This window comes from Streptomyces sp. NPDC091416, from assembly GCF_044756845.1.
Taxonomy (GTDB): Bacteria; Actinomycetota; Actinomycetes; order Streptomycetales; family Streptomycetaceae; genus Streptomyces.
The window spans coordinates 177998-194842 of the sequence record NZ_JBIVTU010000009.1 but is presented as its reverse complement, the minus strand read 5'-3'; the positions used below and the strand labels follow the sequence as shown (position 1 = coordinate 194842).

12 protein-coding genes are annotated in these 16845 nt (G+C 69.9%); 5 read left to right on the top strand and 7 right to left on the bottom strand.

Going from position 1 to position 16845, the window contains the following annotated elements; all coding sequences use genetic code 11:
- Positions 1–314 precede the first annotated feature (314 nt).
- Together ACIQMX_RS26345 and metH are read right to left on the bottom strand one after the other, a co-directional pair.
- Complete coding sequence (locus ACIQMX_RS26345; RefSeq protein WP_363078282.1) at positions 315–1016, bottom strand: HAD family phosphatase; 702 nt, start codon at positions 1014–1016, stop codon at positions 315–317.
- A 118-nt stretch (positions 1017–1134) separates the two neighbouring features.
- Positions 1135–4647, bottom strand: coding sequence for a methionine synthase (metH, locus tag ACIQMX_RS26340; protein ID WP_363078284.1), 3513 nt, complete (start codon positions 4645–4647; stop codon positions 1135–1137).
- Positions 4648–4885: 238 nt separating this feature from the next.
- On the opposite strand from metH, the gene ACIQMX_RS26335 reads away from it, so the two are divergent.
- The 5 genes from ACIQMX_RS26335 (at position 4886) to ACIQMX_RS26315 (ending at position 10700) form a co-directional block, all read left to right on the top strand.
- Complete coding sequence (locus tag ACIQMX_RS26335; RefSeq protein WP_402481926.1) at positions 4886–5650, top strand: IclR family transcriptional regulator; 765 nt, start codon at positions 4886–4888, stop codon at positions 5648–5650.
- A gap of 239 nt (positions 5651–5889) precedes the next feature.
- Positions 5890–6681, top strand: coding sequence for an MIP/aquaporin family protein (locus ACIQMX_RS26330; RefSeq protein ID WP_363078286.1), 792 nt, complete (start codon positions 5890–5892; stop codon positions 6679–6681).
- Between the two features lie 56 nt (positions 6682–6737).
- Positions 6738–8279 (top strand): glycerol kinase GlpK, encoded by a 1542-nt coding sequence (glpK, locus tag ACIQMX_RS26325; protein WP_363078288.1) that lies wholly within the window; start codon positions 6738–6740, stop codon positions 8277–8279.
- Positions 8280–8284: 5 nt separating this feature from the next.
- Positions 8285–9898 carry an FAD-dependent oxidoreductase gene (locus tag ACIQMX_RS26320; RefSeq protein ID WP_402481648.1) on the top strand — a complete coding sequence of 538 codons (1614 nt, stop codon included), beginning with the start codon at positions 8285–8287 and terminating at the stop codon, positions 9896–9898.
- 130 nt (positions 9899–10028) lie between these two features.
- Positions 10029–10700 (top strand): FadR/GntR family transcriptional regulator, encoded by a 672-nt coding sequence (locus tag ACIQMX_RS26315; RefSeq protein WP_363078292.1) that lies wholly within the window; start codon positions 10029–10031, stop codon positions 10698–10700.
- A gap of 288 nt (positions 10701–10988) precedes the next feature.
- Here ACIQMX_RS26315 and ACIQMX_RS26310 read toward each other — a convergent pair whose 3' ends face one another.
- The 5 genes from ACIQMX_RS26310 to ACIQMX_RS26290 all read right to left on the bottom strand — a co-directional run bounded on the left by ACIQMX_RS26310 (position 10989) and on the right by ACIQMX_RS26290 (position 16839).
- Positions 10989–12041, bottom strand: a complete 1053-nt coding sequence (locus ACIQMX_RS26310; protein WP_363078294.1) for an ABC transporter permease — start codon at positions 12039–12041, stop codon at positions 10989–10991.
- A complete protein-coding gene (locus ACIQMX_RS26305) occupies positions 12038–13555 on the bottom strand; it encodes a sugar ABC transporter ATP-binding protein (RefSeq protein WP_363078296.1) in 1518 nt (505 codons plus the stop codon). Before ACIQMX_RS26305 ends, ACIQMX_RS26310 begins: the two co-directional genes overlap by 4 nt.
- Positions 13556–13557: 2 nt before the next feature.
- The gene (locus tag ACIQMX_RS26300) at positions 13558–14598 is read right to left on the bottom strand and encodes a sugar ABC transporter substrate-binding protein (protein ID WP_402481644.1); all 1041 of its coding nucleotides are present in this window, start codon (positions 14596–14598) and stop codon (positions 13558–13560) included.
- A 130-nt stretch (positions 14599–14728) separates the two neighbouring features.
- Positions 14729–15508, bottom strand: a complete 780-nt coding sequence (locus ACIQMX_RS26295) for an SDR family oxidoreductase (RefSeq protein ID WP_363078300.1) — start codon at positions 15506–15508, stop codon at positions 14729–14731.
- Positions 15505–16839, bottom strand: coding sequence for an L-fuconate dehydratase (locus tag ACIQMX_RS26290; RefSeq protein WP_402481640.1), 1335 nt, complete (start codon positions 16837–16839; stop codon positions 15505–15507). Before ACIQMX_RS26290 ends, ACIQMX_RS26295 begins: the two co-directional genes overlap by 4 nt.
- Between the last annotated feature and the right edge of the window lie 6 nt (positions 16840–16845).

Sequence of the window (16845 nt, the reverse complement as noted above, 5' to 3'; positions counted from 1 at the left end):
GCCCGGCCCAGTTCCGTGCCGCGGGTAATCGGGGAGACAGGGAAGTCAAAGGCGAGTAAATTTCCCGCTCCCGGAATCTCCCGGAATGATTCGTACACGGATTCATCAATCGGGACACTTGGGCAACGCCCGGCGGGCGGCCCGGCCGATTCCAGCCACCCCTCCCCCCACCTGGCGAGTGACGAACGTCACCTGGCGGGCACGCTTTCACTTTGACATGTCCTCGCCTTTTCATCGCCATGGCGCGACATGAAACGCACGCATTTTCGCGAGAGTTTTTCCATTCATTCACAGAAATACTCTCGGTGTGCGCGTCATCGCGTTCCGGTGACCAGGTCCCGGAGAAACGCGAGGTCGACTTCCTCGAGCGACCCGACGACGACCCGGCCGGCGGCCGGTGCGATCGGCGAGACGGACGGCACGGCGACCACCCGGCACCCCGCGGCCTCCGCGGCGGCCACGCCGGTCGCGGTGTCCTCGATGACGGCGCAGAGCCGGGGGTCGACCCCGAAGCCGCGCGCCGCGGTCAGGTAGGGCTCCGGATGGGGCTTCGTGCGGGTGACCTCGTCGCCCGCGACGGTGAGCGCGAAGTGGTGACGGCCCACCGAGTCCAGGACCCGGTCGATGATCCGGCGGTGCGAGGCGGAGACGAGGGCGGTGGGAACCTCGTGTCTCGCGAGTTCGGCGAGCAGCCGTGCCGCGCCCGGCATCAGCGGCACGCCGTCGGCGATGCGCTTCTCGAAGCGGTCGTTGAGCAGCACGGTCAGTTCGTCGAGGGTGACGTCGGCCCCGGTGACGTCCATGAGGTAGCCGGCGCTACGGGTCATCGGCCCGCCGACGACGACGTCCTTCCACGCCTCGTCCAGCCGGTGCCCCAGATCGGCGAAGACCGACACCTCGGCGTCCCACCAGAAGCCCTCGGTGTCGACCAGGGTGCCGTCCATGTCGAGGAACACGGCCTGCAGGGCACCGCCCTCGGCCGTACGGGTCGGGGACGCGGGGATCGTACTGGTCATCCGGCACACCTTCCATGAGGGACGAGAAGGCCGGCCGCCATTCCCGGAGGAGGGCGACCGGCCTGCACTGGACCGACCAGTGTACGACTCGTGCTGCTACCGCGCGTCGAACGGAGTCTTACCGCGCGTTGAAGTACTTGGCTTCGGGGTGGTGGATGACGATCGCGTCGGTGGACTGCTCGGGGTGGAGCTGGAACTCCTCCGACAGGTGGACGCCGATCCGCTCGGGCTGGAGCAGGTCGGCGATCTTCGCCCGGTCCTCCAGGTCCGGGCACGCACCGTAGCCGAGGGAGAAGCGCGCGCCGCGGTACTTGAGCGCGAACATGTCCTCGACGTCGGCCGGGTCGTCGCCGGCGAAGCCGAGCTCGGAGCGGACCCGGGCGTGCCAGTACTCGGCGAGCGCTTCGGCGAGCTGGACGGACAGGCCGTGCAGCTCCAGGTAGTCGCGGTAGGAGTTGGCTTCGAAGAGCTTGGCGGTCTCGCCGCCGATCTTCGAGCCGACGGTGACGACCTGGAGGCCGATGACGTCCGTCTCGCCGGACTCCTCGGGGCGGAAGAAGTCGGCGAGGCACAGGCGGCGGCCGCGGCGCTGGCGCGGGAAGGTGAAGCGGGTGCGCTCGGAGCCGTCCTCGTGGAGCAGGATCAGGTCGTCGCCCTTGGAGACGCAGGGGTAGTAGCCGTAGACGACGGCAGCTTCGAGGAGGTTCTCGGTGTGGAGCTTGTCGAGCCAGCCGCGCAGGTGCGGGCGGCCCTCGGTCTCGACCAGTTCCTCGTACGTCGGTCCGTCACCGGCCCTGGCCTGCTTGAGGCCCCACTGGCCCTTGAAGAGGGCGCCCTCGTCGAGCCAGGAGGCGTACTCCTTGAGCTGGATGCCCTTGACGACGCGGCTGCCCCAGAACGGCGGGGTGGGGACGGGGTTGTCGACGGCGACGTCGGAGCGCACGCCCTCCTCCGGCTCCTCGACCTCCAGCACGGCCGTGTCGCGCTTGGGCACCCGGCGCTGCTTCAGCTCGGGAAGGGTGGCACCGGGGACGCCGCGCTTGACGCCGATGAGCGCGTCCATGAGGCGCAGGCCCTCGAAGGCGTCGCGGGCGTAGCGGACCTCGCCCTCGTAGATCTCGTGGAGGTCCTGTTCGACGTAGGCGCGGGTCAGGGCCGCGCCGCCCAGGATGACCGGGTACTCGGCGGCCAGCTTGCGCTGGTTGAGCTCCTGGAGGTTCTCCTTCATGATCACGGTGGACTTCACCAGGAGGCCCGACATGCCGATGACGTCGGCCTTGTGTTCGTCGGCGGCCTCCAGGATCGCGGAGACGGGCTGCTTGATGCCGATGTTCACGACGTTGTAGCCGTTGTTGGACAGGATGATGTCGACGAGGTTCTTGCCGATGTCGTGGACGTCTCCGCGGACGGTCGCCAGCACGATGGTGCCCTTGCCCTCCGCGTCGGACTTCTCCATGTGGGGTTCCAGATGGGCCACCGCGGCCTTCATGACCTCGGCGGACTGGAGCACGAACGGCAGCTGCATCTGGCCGGAGCCGAAGAGCTCGCCGACGACCTTCATGCCCTCCAGCAGGGTGTCGTTGACGATGTCGAGTGCGGGACGGGTCTGCAGGGCCTCGTCGAGGTCGGCCTCCAGGCCCTTCTTCTCGCCGTCGATGATCCGGCGCTGAAGGCGCTCGTCGAGCGGCAGCGCGAGGAGTTCCTCGGCCTTGCCCTCCTTCATCGACTTCATGTTGACGCCCTCGAAGAGCTCCATGAGCTTCTGGAGCGGGTCGTAGCCCTCGGCGCGGCGGTCGTAGACCAGGTCGTGGGCGACCTTGACCTGCTCCTCGTCCAGGCGCGCGATCGGCAGGATCTTCGAGGCGTGCACGATCGCGGAGTCGAGACCCGCCTTCACGCACTCGTCGAGGAAGACGGAGTTCAGCACCACGCGGGCAGCCGGGTTGAGGCCGAAGGAGATGTTGGAGAGGCCGAGCGTGGTCTGGACGTCGGGGTGGCGCTTCTTCAGCTCGCGAATGGCCTCGATGGTGGCGATTCCGTCCTTGCGGGACTCCTCCTGCCCGGTACAGATGGTGAAGGTGAGGCAGTCGATGAGGATGTCCGACTCCCGGATGCCCCAGTTGCCGGTGAGGTCCTCGATCAGCCGCTCCGCGATGGCGACCTTGTGCTCGGCGGTGCGGGCCTGGCCCTCCTCGTCGATCGTCAGGGCGATCAGCGCGGCACCGTGCTCGGCGGCCAGCTGCGTCACCTTCACGAAGCGCGACTCCGGGCCGTCGCCGTCCTCGTAGTTCACCGAGTTCAGGACGGCACGCCCGCCGAGCTTCTCCAGGCCGGCCCGCAGCACGGGCAGCTCGGTGGAGTCCAGCACGATCGGCAGGGTGGAGGCGGTGGCGAACCGTCCGGCCAGCTCCTGCATGTCGGCGACACCGTCGCGGCCGACGTAGTCGACGCAGAGGTCGAGCATGTGCGCGCCCTCGCGGATCTGGTCGCGGGCCATCTCCACGCAGTCGTCCCAACGGGCCTCCAGCATGGCCTCGCGGAACTTCTTCGACCCGTTGGCGTTCGTACGCTCACCGATCGCGAGGTACGAGGTGTCCTGGCGGAACGGCACGGTCTGGTAGAGCGAGGCGGCGCCGGGCTCGGGGCGCGGGTCGCGGACCGCGGGTGTGAGGGCGCGGGCCCGCTCCACGACCTGGCGCAGGTGCTCGGGCGTCGTACCGCAGCAGCCGCCGATCAGGGACAGGCCGTAGTCGGTCACGAAGGCTTCCTGCGCGTCCGCGAGCCCCTCGGGGCCGAGCGGGAAGTGGGCGCCGTCCTTGGTCAGCACGGGCAGGCCCGCGTTCGGCATGCACATCAGCGGCGTACGCGAGTGCTGGGCCAGATAGCGCAGGTGCTCGCTCATCTCGGCCGGACCCGTCGAGCAGTTCAGCCCGATCAGGTCGATACCCAGCGGCTCCAGGGCGGTCAGCGCGGCGCCGATCTCCGAGCCGAGCAGCATGACTCCGGTCGTCTCGAAGGCGAGCGAGCAGATCAGCGGCACGTCGACGCCCAGGGCCTCCATCGCGCGGCGCGCGCCGATGAGGCTGGACTTGGTCTGCAGCAGGTCCTGCGTGGTCTCCACGATCAGGGCGTCCGCACCGCCGGCGAGCAGGCCCTCGGCGTTCTGCTGGTAGCCGTCGCGCAGCACGTCGTACGCGATGTGGCCGAGCGAGGGCAGCTTGGTCCCGGGACCCACCGAGCCGAGGACCCAGCGCTGGCGGCCGTCCTTCGCGGCGAACTCGTCGGCGACCTCGCGGGCGATGCGCGCGCCCGCCTCGGACAGCTCGACGATCCGGTCGGCGATCTCGTACTCGTTGGCCGCCGAGTGGTTCGCGCCGAAGGTGTTCGTCTCCACGCAGTCCACGCCGACGGCGAAGTACTCCTCGTGCACCGAGCGCACGATGTCGGGGCGCGTGAGGTTCAGGATCTCGTTGCAGCCTTCGAGGTTCTCGAAGTCCTCGAGCGTCGGGTCCTGGGCCTGGAGCATGGTGCCCATGGCACCGTCGGCCACCACGACTCGGGTGGCGAGCGCCTCACGGAGGGCTGCGGATCGGTTCCGGCTGTCGGCGGAAGGGGTCGGCGACGAGGCCATGGATGTACTCCCTGGGATGCGACGGCTGTCGGCTTTGCGGCTTCGGCGGAAGGCGCACCCGGCCAGGGTAGCCGGGCGGCGTCCCGGACCGTCACTCTGTCCCACGAATCGGACTGCATGCTGTTCAGAGCGCTGTCCGGGCTTTCGGAGTGTCGCAGAATTCCCCTGCAACGGAGCAGGGGTCGGCATCGACCGATAGTGTTCAGCATTGTCGAACGAGGTGGAGGAGTACGGCGCGATGGCCAAGAACATCCAGTCGCTGGAGCGGGCAGCCGCGATGCTGCGTCTGCTGGCGGGCGGCGAGCGGCGGCTGGGACTGTCCGACATCGCCTCCTCCCTGGGCCTGGCCAAGGGCACCGCGCACGGCATCCTGCGCACGCTCCAGCACGAGGGTTTCGTGGAGCAGGACGCGGCGTCCGGGCGCTATCAGCTGGGCGCGGAGCTGCTGCGCCTGGGCAACAGCTATCTGGACGTCCACGAGCTGCGGGCCCGCGCCCTGGTCTGGACGGACGACCTGGCCCGCTCCAGCGGGGAGAGCGCCCACCTGGGCGTGCTGCACCAGCAGGGCGTCCTGATCGTCCACCACGTTTTCCGCCCCGACGACAGCCGTCAGGTGCTGGAGGTCGGCGCCATGCAGCCGCTGCACTCCACCGCCCTGGGCAAGGTCCTGTCGGCCTACGACCCGGTGGCCCACACGGAGGCCATGGAGGCCGAGAGGCAGCCCTTCACCCCGCGCACGGTCACCGACCCGGAGGAGTTCGAGTCGATGCTCGACCTGATCCGCGCCCGGGGCTGGGCAGCCGACGTGGAGGAGACCTGGGAGGGCGTGGCCGCGGTGGCGGCCCCCATCCACGACCGGCGCCGGATGCCGGTGGGCGCCGTGGCCGTGACCGGCGCGGTGGAGCGGGTGTGCGCGAACGGCGAGCTGCGGCCGGAGCTGGTGGCGGCGGTACGGGACTGCGCCCGCGCGGTCTCCCGGGATCTGGGCGCCAGGCGCTTCTGAGCCCCGTGCGGGGCCACCGGGATCACCGGTAACGATCGAGTTATAGGACACACAACCCTTGACGCCTCATTCACCTGGGAGAAACACTGCCGTTCACCGGTCGGCATTGTCGAACGTCTAACGGAAATACGCGTTAGGGTGTGGCAGAGCCAAGGCCGGCAACGCCCTCACATGAGGGCGCGGACCACCGGAGGGACCCGGGGTTCGGCTTCCCTGGACGAAGGACAAAGGAGTCGCGGGTGTCCAGCTCCGACATCTTCATCGGCGAGACCATCGGTACCGCCGTGCTCATCCTGCTCGGCGGCGGTGTCTGTGCCGCCGTCACGCTCAAGCGCTCGAAGGCGCAGAACGCCGGCTGGCTCGCCATCACCTTCGGGTGGGGCTTCGCGGTGCTGACCGGCGCGTATCTGGCCGGCGGCGTATCCGGCGCGCACCTCAACCCGGCGGTCACCATCGGCCTGGCGATCGAGGGCGGCACCAAGTGGAGCGACGTACCGCTCTACCTCGCCTCCGAACTTCTCGGCGCGATCATCGGCGCGGTGCTGGTCTGGCTGACCTACTACGGGCAGTTCCGCGCCCATCTCACCGATCCGGAGGTCCTGAGCGCCCACTCGGGTGAGGAAGGCATGGTCGACAAGGCGGCCGCCCCCAAGGCCGGACCCGTGCTCGGCGTCTTCTCCACGGGACCCGAGATCCGCCACGCCGTGCAGAACGTCGTCACCGAGATCATCGCCACGGTCGTGCTGGTCCTGGCGATCCTGACCCAGGGCCTCAACAACGACGGCAACGGCCTCGGCACGCTCGGCGCCCTGATCACCGCTCTGGTGGTCGTCTCCATCGGTCTCTCGCTCGGCGGCCCGACGGGCTACGCGATCAACCCGGTTCGCGACCTCGGTCCGCGTATCGTGCACGCGCTGCTTCCGCTGCCGAACAAGGGCGGATCCGACTGGGGCTACGCCTGGATCCCCGTCGTCGGACCGCTCGTCGGCGGCGCACTCGCGGGCGGGCTCTACAACCTCGCCTTCGCGTGAACCGCAGGGTTCACAGCCGTCACCCCCACGACCACACAGACTTCCGGGAGCACACCGTGACCGACGCACACACCACCGGCACCCACGGCACCGGGCCGTTCATCGCGGCCATCGACCAGGGCACCACCTCCAGCCGCTGCATCGTCTTCGACAAGGACGGCCGGATCGTCTCCGTCGACCAGAAGGAGCACGAGCAGATCTTCCCGAAGCCGGGCTGGGTCGAGCACAACGCGACCGAGATCTGGGAGAACGTCCAGGAGGTCGTCGCCGGTGCCATCGTCAAGGCCGGCATCACCGCCGCCGACGTGAAGGCGATCGGCATCACCAACCAGCGCGAGACCACGCTGCTCTGGGACAAGCACACCGGCGAGCCCGTCCACAACGCCCTCGTCTGGCAGGACACCCGCACCGACGCGCTCTGCAAGGAGCTCGGCCGCAACGTGGGCCAGGACCGCTTCCGCCGCGAGACGGGCCTGCCGCTCGCCTCGTACTTCGCCGGCCCCAAGGCGCGCTGGCTGCTCGACAACGTCGAGGGGCTGCGCGAGCGCGCCGAGCGCGGCGACATCCTCTTCGGCACCATGGACTCCTGGGTCATCTGGAACCTGACCGGCGGCACCGAGGGCGGCGTCCACGTCACCGACGTCACCAACGCCTCGCGCACGCTGCTGATGAATCTGCACCGCATGGAGTGGGACGACAAGATCCTCGCCTCCATGGACATCCCGGCGGCCCTGCTGCCCGAGATCCGGTCCTCGGCCGAGGTGTACGGCCACGCCAGGGGCGGCGTGCTCGACGGTGTGCCGGTCGCCTCCGCACTGGGTGACCAGCAGGCCGCGCTGTTCGGGCAGACGTGCTTCGCCGAGGGCGAGGCCAAGTCCACGTACGGCACCGGCACCTTCATGCTGATGAACACCGGCGAGACGCCCGTGAACTCCTACAACGGGCTGCTGACCACGGTCGGCTACCGGATCGGCGACGAGAAGCCGGTCTACGCCCTGGAGGGTTCGATCGCCGTCACCGGTTCGCTGGTGCAGTGGATGCGCGACCAGATGGGCCTGATCCAGTCCGCGGCCGAGATCGAGACCCTGGCCTCGTCGGTCGAGGACAACGGCGGCGCTTACTTCGTCCCGGCGTTCTCCGGGCTGTTCGCCCCGTACTGGCGTCCCGACGCCCGCGGTGTCATCGCCGGGCTCACCCGCTACGTCACCAAGGCGCACATCGCCCGTGCCGTGCTGGAGGCGACGGCCTGGCAGACCCGCGAGATCAGCGACGCGATGACCAAGGACTCCGGCGTCGAGCTGACCGCGCTCAAGGTCGACGGCGGAATGACCTCCAACAACCTGCTGATGCAGACGCTCGCCGACTTCCTGGACGCGCCCGTGGTGCGGCCCATGGTCGCCGAGACCACCTGCCTCGGCGCCGCCTACGCCGCCGGCCTGGCCGTCGGCTTCTGGCCGGACACCGACGCGCTGCGCGCCAACTGGCGCCGGGCCGCCGAGTGGACCCCCCGCATGGACGCGGACACCCGCGACCGCGAGTACAAGAGCTGGCTCAAGGCCGTACAGCGGACCATGGGCTGGCTCGAAGACGAGGAGTAGACAACATGACCACCCTGCAGAGCGTCCCCGCCCTCGGGACGCACCCGGCCTCCGGCTCTCTTCCGAGCCGCGCCGCGACACGGGAGCAGCTCTCCAAGGCGACGTACGACCTCCTGGTGATCGGTGGCGGCATTCTGGGCATCTCCACCGCCTGGCACGCCGCGCAGTCCGGGCTGCGGGTGGCCCTGGTGGACGCCGGCGACTTCGCCGGCGCCACCTCCTCCGCCTCCTCCAAGCTGCTCCACGGCGGTCTGCGCTACCTGCAGACCGGCGCGGTGAAGCTGGTCGCGGAGAACCACTTCGAGCGCCGTGCGGTATCGCGCCAGGTGGCCCCGCACCTGGCCAACCCGCTCACCTTCTACCTCCCCGTCTACAAGGGCGGGCCGCACGGCGCGGCGAAGCTCGGCGCGGGCGTGTTCGCGTACTCGGCGCTGTCCGCCTTCGGTGACGGCGTCGGCCATGTGATCAGCCCGGCGAAGGCGCAGCGCGATGTGCCGGAGCTGCGTACGGACAACCTGAAGGCCGTCGCGGTGTACGGCGACGACCAGATGAACGACGCCCGCATGGCGCTGATGACGGTCCGCGCGGCCGTCGAGGCGGGGGCGACCGTCCTCAACCACGCGGCGGTGACCGGACTGCGGTTCACCAGGGGCCGGGTGACGGGCGCCGAGCTGGAGGACCGTCACGACGGCACGGAGTTCGGTGTCAACGCCCGGCTGGTGCTGAACGCCACCGGTCCGTGGGTCGACCACCTGCGGAGGATGGAGAACCCGGACGCGGCCCCGTCGATACGTCTGTCCAAGGGCGCGCACCTGGTCCTCAAGCGCACCCGCCCCTGGAAGGCCGCGCTGGCCACGCCGATCGACAAGTACCGCATCACGTTCGCCCTGCCGTGGGAGGACATGCTGCTGCTCGGCACGACGGACGAGGAGTACGAGGGCGACCCGGCGGACGTCTCGGTCACCGAGAAGGACACCGCGCAGATCCTGGACGAGGCCGCGTTCTCGATCCGGGACCAGCAGCTGTCGCGCGATCTGATCACGTACTCCTTCGCGGGGCTGCGGGTGCTGCCGGGCGGCCCCGGTGACACGTCCAAGGCCAAGCGCGAGACCGTGGTCACCGAGGGCCGCGGCGGGATGCTGTCGGTCGCGGGCGGCAAGTGGACGACGTTCCGCCACATCGGCCGCACCGTGATGAACAAGCTGGCCGCGCTCCCCGGGCACCCGCTCGGCGAGGACATGGAGCCGGTCTCGCGGCTGCCGAGGAAGCTCCCGCTGCCCGGCATCGCCAACCCGAACGCGGTGGCGCACCGGCTGCTGGTCGACGGCGGTACGCCGGGGCCGCGGATGTCCGCCGACACGGCACGGCACCTGGCCACGCACTACGGTTCGCTGTCCTTCGACATCACCCGGCTGGCCAACGAGAACCCGGAGCTCGCGAAGCGCATCCACCCCGACGCACCGGAGATCTGGGCACAGGTCGCCTACGCGCGTGACCACGAGTGGGCCGAGACCGCGGACGACGTGCTGCGGCGCCGGACGACGCTGACGATCCGGGGGCTGGCCACGGACGAGATCCGGGCCGGCGTCGAGTCGGTGCTGGGCGAGCGGAGCAGCTGACACGGGTGAACGGGGGCGGCGTCCGGGAGGGCGCCGCCCCCGTTCGCGTGCGCCGATTCCTCCGATGGGCGCATCGGCCGTCCACGGGGACGCATAATGGTGCGATACATCGGATGTCTGGAGGTCGCCCATGGCTGTCACTGACGAGGCCATCGAGAAGATCAAGGGAATGATCGTCTCGGGTGCGCTACGGCCCGGCGATCGTCTCCCCAAGGAGAGCGAGCTCGCCGCGGAGCTGGGTCTGTCCCGCAACTCGCTGCGGGAGGCGGTGCGCGCCCTGTCGCTCATCCGCATTCTCGACGTGCGCCAGGGCGACGGCACGTATGTCACCAGCCTCGACCCCCAGCTGCTGCTGGAGGCGCTGAGCTTCGTGGTGGACTTCCACCGGGACGACACGGTGCTGGAGTTCCTGGCGGTCCGCCGCATCCTGGAGCCGGCCGCGACCGCGATGGCGGCGACCCACATCAGCGAGGAGCAGCTGGACGTGCTGAGCGCCCAGCTGGACGCGCTGGGCGAGCGCCCCTCCGTCGAGGAGCTGGTGGCCAGCGATCTGGAGTTCCACCGCGGCATCGTGCAGTCGTCCGGCAACTCGGTGCTCTGCTCGCTGCTCGACGGGCTCTCGGGTCCGACGACCCGGGCGCGGGTGTGGCGCGGTCTGACCCAGGAGGACGCGGTGAGCCGCACGCTCCACGAGCACCGGGCGATCCTCTCGGCGCTGCGGGACCGTGACGCGGAGGCTGCGCGGGCGTGGGCGACGGCGCATGTGGCGAGCGTGGAGCAGTGGCTGCGCTCGACGCTTTAGGTCGCGTCAGGCCCTGCGGATCAGGCCGTGTCAGCCCTGCGCATCAGGCTGTGTCCGGCCTGCGCATCAGGCCTGTCCTGTCAGCCCATCGGATCAGGCCGTGTCAGCCCATCGGATCAGGCGTGTCCGGCCACGCGCAGCGGCCGGCGGACCGGTTGCCGTCCACGGCGCGGGCGCGGGAAGGGGCGGGTGGGGGTTTCCCCTGCCCGCCCCTTCCCGTAACCGGGACTCCGCTCCGCCCCGGGCCCCGCGCCTCAAGAGCCCGCGGGGCTGGACACGGCCCGGCCTTCAGTCCTGCTTCTCGCCGCTCGCGTAGCGGGAGATGACGAGGGCGACGATGATGATGGCGCCGTTGAGGAACTGGTTCCACAGCGCCGGGACGCCGCCGAGCGTCATCACATTGACGACCAGCTGCAACGTCAGTACGCCGGTCAGCGCGCCGAACAGCGTGCCGCGGCCGCCCTTGAGGCTGATGCCGCCGATCACGGCCGCGGCGAACACCTGGAAGATCCAGCCGTTGCCCTGGGTCGCGGAGACCGCTCCGTAGTGGCCGGTATAGAGCACACCGGCGAACGCCGCGAGCAGACCGGCGACGGCCAGCACGATCCAGGTGACCCGGTCGACCCGGATACCCGCCGCACGTGCCGCTTCCGGGTTGCCTCCGATGGCGTACAGCGAACGTCCGTGCCGCAGCCAGGCCAGGACCGTACCGCCGATCGCGAACAGGACCAGGCAGATCCAGACCGCCGCCGGCACGCCGAACCACGAGGTCTTGCCGAGGTAGCGGAAGGACTCCGGGACGTCGGTGATCGACTTGCCCTCGGTGATTCCGACGTGGAGGCCGCGCAGCATCGTCAGCATGCCGAGTGTGGCGATGAAGCCGTTGACCCGGATCTTCAGCATCAGAAAGCCGTTGACGGCCCCGATGGCGAGACCCACGAGCAGACAGAGCGGGATCGCCGACCAGGTGGGAAGCAGACCGAGGCCGGCGAAACGGCCGTCCGCGGAGGGCAGGACCAGCCACATCGCGACGACGGGCGCGATGCCGATCGTCGACTCCAGCGACAGGTCCATCCGCCCGCAGATCAGGATGAGCGCCTGGCCGAGAACCAGCAGGCTCAGCTCGGAGGACTGCTGGACGACCCCGATCAGGTTGGAGGAGGTGAGGAACGCCGGCGAGACGATGAAGCCGATCAGCATCAGTACCAGGATCACCGGTACCAGCGAGAAGTCGCTCCACCGGATCAGCTTCAGCCGGTTCAGCGGGCTGTCACCCGCGAGCGGGGCCTTCAGCGCGCTCTCGATGTCTTCGGCCGCCGGGGGCCGTACCGTGCCGGTCATTGCCTTTCCCCCACACCTTCCATGGCGGCGACGAGTTCCCCGTCGGCCCACCCGCTTGCGAATGTTGCGACGATCCGGCCGTGGAACAGGGCGAGGACCCGGTCGCAGACCCTCAGATCGTCCAGTTCGTCCGAGACGACGACTGCGGCGTTGCCCTCGTCGGCGACGCTCCGGACGACCCCGAGCAGCGAGTCCTTGGACTTGATGTCCACGCCCGCGGTGGGCCGGACCGCCACCAGCACGCTGGGCCTCCGGGCCAGCGCGCGGGCGACCACGACCTTCTGCTGGTTGCCGCCGGAGAGTCCGGAGACGGCCTGTTCGGGGCCCTGGGTCTTGATGTCCAGCGAGTTGATCATGGTCCGGGCGAACTCCCTGGTACGGGAGGGCAGCACGGTCCCCCACGGGCCGAGCTGGTCGGTGACCGTGAGGGTGGCGTTCTCGGCGACGCTGCGCCCGAGGACGAGTCCCTGGTCGTGCCGGTCCTCGGGGATGTAGCCGATCCCGGCGTTCAGCGCGTGCGGCACGCTTCCGGAACGCACGGCCGCGCCGTGCACCCGGACGGTGCCGCCGTCCGCCTTGCGCATGCCCGCCAGCACCTCGCCCAGCGCGGTGTTGCCGCTGGCCGCGGAGCCGGCCAGGCCGAGCACCTCGCCGGGGCGCACCTGGAGGTCGACCGGCTCGAACCAGCCGTCCAGGGCGAGCCCCTGAACACTCAGGACGGGTTCGGCCGACGGGTCGGGCGGCGTGGCCGTGCCGGCCGCGTGCCAGGCGGCCGTGTCGCCGGACTTCTCCCCCGTCATCGCCGCCACCAGATCGTTCTTGGTGATGTCGGCGACCGGCGCGGTCAGCACATGGCGGGCATCGCGGTAGACGGTGACCGCCGTGCAGAGTTCGTACACCTCCTGAAGATGGTGGGAGATGAAGAGGAACGCCACGCCCTGGTCCTGCAGTTCCCGGAGCTTGTCGAAGAGCCGGCCGATGCCGCGGGCGTCGAGCTGGGCGGTCGGCTCGTCGAGGATGATCAGCCGGGCGCCGAACGACAGCGCACGGGCGATCTCGACGAACTGCCGCTGCTCGACGTCGAGATCGCGGGCGCGGGTGTCGGGGTCGACCTGGACGCCGAATTCGGCGAGGAGCTGCTCGGCGCGTCTGCGCAGCTTGCCCCAGCCGATCCAGCGGGACGTCTCGTCGAACCGGTTGAGGAAGAGGTTCTCGGCGACGGTCAGGTCGGGAACGACCATGGACTTCTGGTAGACGCAGGCGACCTTCGACTGCCAGGCCGTGGTGTCCCCGAATGCGGGCGCGGGCTCACCGCCGAAGGTGACCGTGCCCGCGTCCGCCTTGTGGAGGCCGGTCAGTACGCTGACCAGCGTCGACTTGCCCGCGCCGTTGCGTCCGACGAGTGCGTGCGACTCACCGGGCCGAACCGTGAGCTTCACCCCGTCGAGCGCCACGGTCGGCCCGAAGCGTTTGACGACGCCTTCCGCCTGTACGGCAGGTGGTGCCTGGTCCATGGCTAGCTCTTCTTTTCCAGCTGGTTGGCCCACAGCTGCGGGTCATCCACGTTGTCCTTGGTCACCAGGGGCGCGGGGAGCTGGTCCTCGAAGCCGTTCGGGATCCTGATGATGTTGGAGTCGTGGTCGGTGGGGCCTTCCTTGAAGGTCTTCCCGGCCAGGGCGGCCTTGGCGTAGTACAGGGCGTACTTCGCGTACAGGTCCGCGGGCTGGGAGATCGTCGCGTCGATCTTCCCGGCCTTGATGGCGTCGAACTCCTCCGGGATGCCGTCGTTGGAGATGATCGTGATGTGGCCCGGGGTACCGGCCGGCTTCAGCAGCTTCTTCTGCTCCAGCAGGGCGAGGGTCGGCTGGAGGAAGACGCCGCCGGCCTGCATGTAGATGCCGTTGATGTCGGGGTGCGCGGTGAGGGTGGACTGGAGCTTGGCGGACGCGACGTCGCCCTTCCAGTCGGTGGCCAGCTCGAACACCTTGATGCCCGGGAAGTCCTTGTCCATGCAGGCCTTGAAGGCCTCGGACCGGTCGCGGCCGTTGATCGAGGACAGGTCTCCCTGGAACTCGACGACCTTGCCCTTGCCCTTCAGCTGCTCGCCGAGGTACTTGCAGGCGTTCGTCCCGTACGCCTTGTTGTCGGCCCGCACCACCATGTAGACGTCGCCCTTGTCCGGGCGGGTGTCGACGCTGACGACGGGGATCTTCCTGTCGTTCAGCGTGTTGAGCGACTCGGCTATCGCACCGGTGTCCTGAGGGGCCATCACCACGGCCTTGGCGCCCTGGTCGGTGAAGGTCTGGACGTTGGCGACGAGCTTGCCGATGTCGTTCTGGGAGTTGGTCAGCGGCAGTGCCTTGACGCCGTCCTCCTTCAGCCCCTTCTCGACGTAGTTCTGGTAGGCGTTCCAGAAGTCGCTGTCGCTGCGCGGCAGGTCGATGCCGACCTTCTCACTGCCCGCGCCCCCGTCCGATGATTCGCGGTTGCAGCCCGCCAGGGCAGTGACGGCCAGCAGTACGGCGCAGGCCGCCGCACTCGTCGTACGCACTCTCATGGGTGTCCCGTTCCTTTGTGGAGTACCGGCTCGAAGGATCTGATGACGTTGCGGGGGTGCGGGGTACAGATGGTGCGGATGCGGTGAGAGGTGCGGGCCCGGCCGTCCCGGCCGGGCCCGCGTGCGACGGTCAGCTGCCGGCGGGGCGCAGCCGCAGGCCCTGCATTCCGCCGTCGACGGCCAGGGCCGTGCCCGTCACGGAGGCCGCGGCGGGGCTCGCGAGGTAGAGGATCGCGGCGGCCACCTCGTCGGCGGAGACCAGCCGGCCCAGTGGCTGCCGGGCGTCGAGGGCCGCGCGTTCGACGGCCGGGTCGTCCGCCTGGCCGAGGAGCCGGCCGATCCACGGGGTGTCCGCGGTACCCGGGTTGACGCAGTTGACGCGGACGCCCTCCCGGACGTGGTCGGCGGCCATGGCCAGCGTCAGGGACAGGACGGCACCCTTGCTCGCGCTGTACAGGGCACGCTGGGGCAGCCCCGCGGTCGCGGCGATCGAGCAGGTCTGGGTGATCGACACGGCGCCGGGGCGCTCGGCCGCGGCCGAGCGCAGGTGCGGCAGCGCGTGCCGGGCGGTACGGACCATGCCGAGGACGTTGATGTCCAGGACCCGGGCCCACTCGTCGTCGTCGTTGTCCTCGACGCTGCCGATGGAGCCGATGCCCGCGTTGGACACGAGCGTGTGCAGGGAGCCGAGTTCGGCGGCGGCCCGGTCGACGGCCTCGCGGACGGCGGCGTCGTCGGTGACGTCGGCCTTGAGGGCGAGGGTGCCTTCGGGGGCTCCCGCGGTCTCCCGGTCGAGTACCGCGACGCGCGCCCCGCGCTCCAGCAGCATGGTCGCGACGGCGGCCCCGATGCCTGAGGCGCCGCCCGTCACCAGAGCGTTCATCCCCTCGAAGTCGCGTGTGCCGGTCATCGGCTGTCCTCCTCGTTGGTGCGGCGGGCCTGCCATACGGGGCCCTCCGGATAGCGGTGTGCGGCGATCGACTCGGGATGCATGCGGGCGGAGAAGCCCGGTGCCGACGGCGCGGCGTAGCGCCCGGACTCGATCACGGTGGGATCGACGAAGTGTTCGTGGAGATGGTCGACGTACTCGATCACCCGGTCCTCCCACGTGCCGGAGACCGCCACGTAGTCGAACATCGAGAGGTGCTGGACCAGCTCGCACAGTCCGACGCCGCCCGCGTGCGGGCAGACGGGCACGCCGAACTTGGCGGCGAGCAGCAGGATCGCCAGGTTCTCGTTGATCCCGGCGACGCGTGCGGCGTCGATCTGGACGAAGTCGACGGCACCGGCCTGGAGCAGCTGCTTGAACACGACGCGGTTGGCGACGTGTTCGCCGGTGGCGACCTTCACCGGCTGGCCGGCGCGCACGGCGGCGTGGCCGAGGATGTCGTCGGGGCTGGTCGGCTCCTCGATCCAGTGCGGGTCGTACGGCGCGAGCGCGGTCATCCACTCCACCGCGTCGGCGACGTCCCAGCGCTGGTTGGCGTCGACGGCGATGCGCACGCCGGTACCGACGGCGTCCCGGGCGAGCGCGAGCCTGCGGACGTCGTCGCCGATGTCACCGCCGACCTTCAGCTTGATCTGGGTGAAGCCGTCGGCCACGGCCTCCTTGGCCAGCCGCACCAGCTTGTCGTCGGAGTAGCCGAGCCAGCCGGGCGAGGTGGTGTAGGCCGGGTATCCCTCGGCGCGCAGCCGCTCCGCGCGCTCGGCCCGGCCCGGCTCGGCGGCGCGCAGGATCGCGAGCGCCTCCTCGGGGGTGAGGGCGTCGGTGAGGTACCGGAAGTCGACGAGGGAGACGAGCTCCTCGGGCGTCATCCCGGCCAGGAACTGCCAGACGGGTCTGCCCGCGCGCTTGGCCGCCAGGTCCCAGGCGGCGTTGAGGACCGCGCCGGCCGCCATGTGCATCACGCCCTTCTCGGGACCCAGCCAGCGCAGTTGGGAATCGTGCGTGAGGTCCCGGTACAGCTCGCCGAGGTCGGCCGCGGTGCGGGGCACCGGCCGCCCGGTCAGATACGGCCGCAGCGCCTCGATGGCGGCCGCCATCACCTCGTTGCCGCGCCCGATGGTGAAACAGAAGCCATGCCCCTCGATGCCGCCGTCGCCGTCCGTTCCCTCGGTACGCAGCACGACATAGGCGGCCGAGTAGTCGGGGTCCGGGTTCATGGCGTCCGAGCCGTCCAGTTGTTCCGAGGTCGGAAAACGGATGTCGTGGACCTCGAAGTCCGTGACGGTCTGACTCATGTGCGC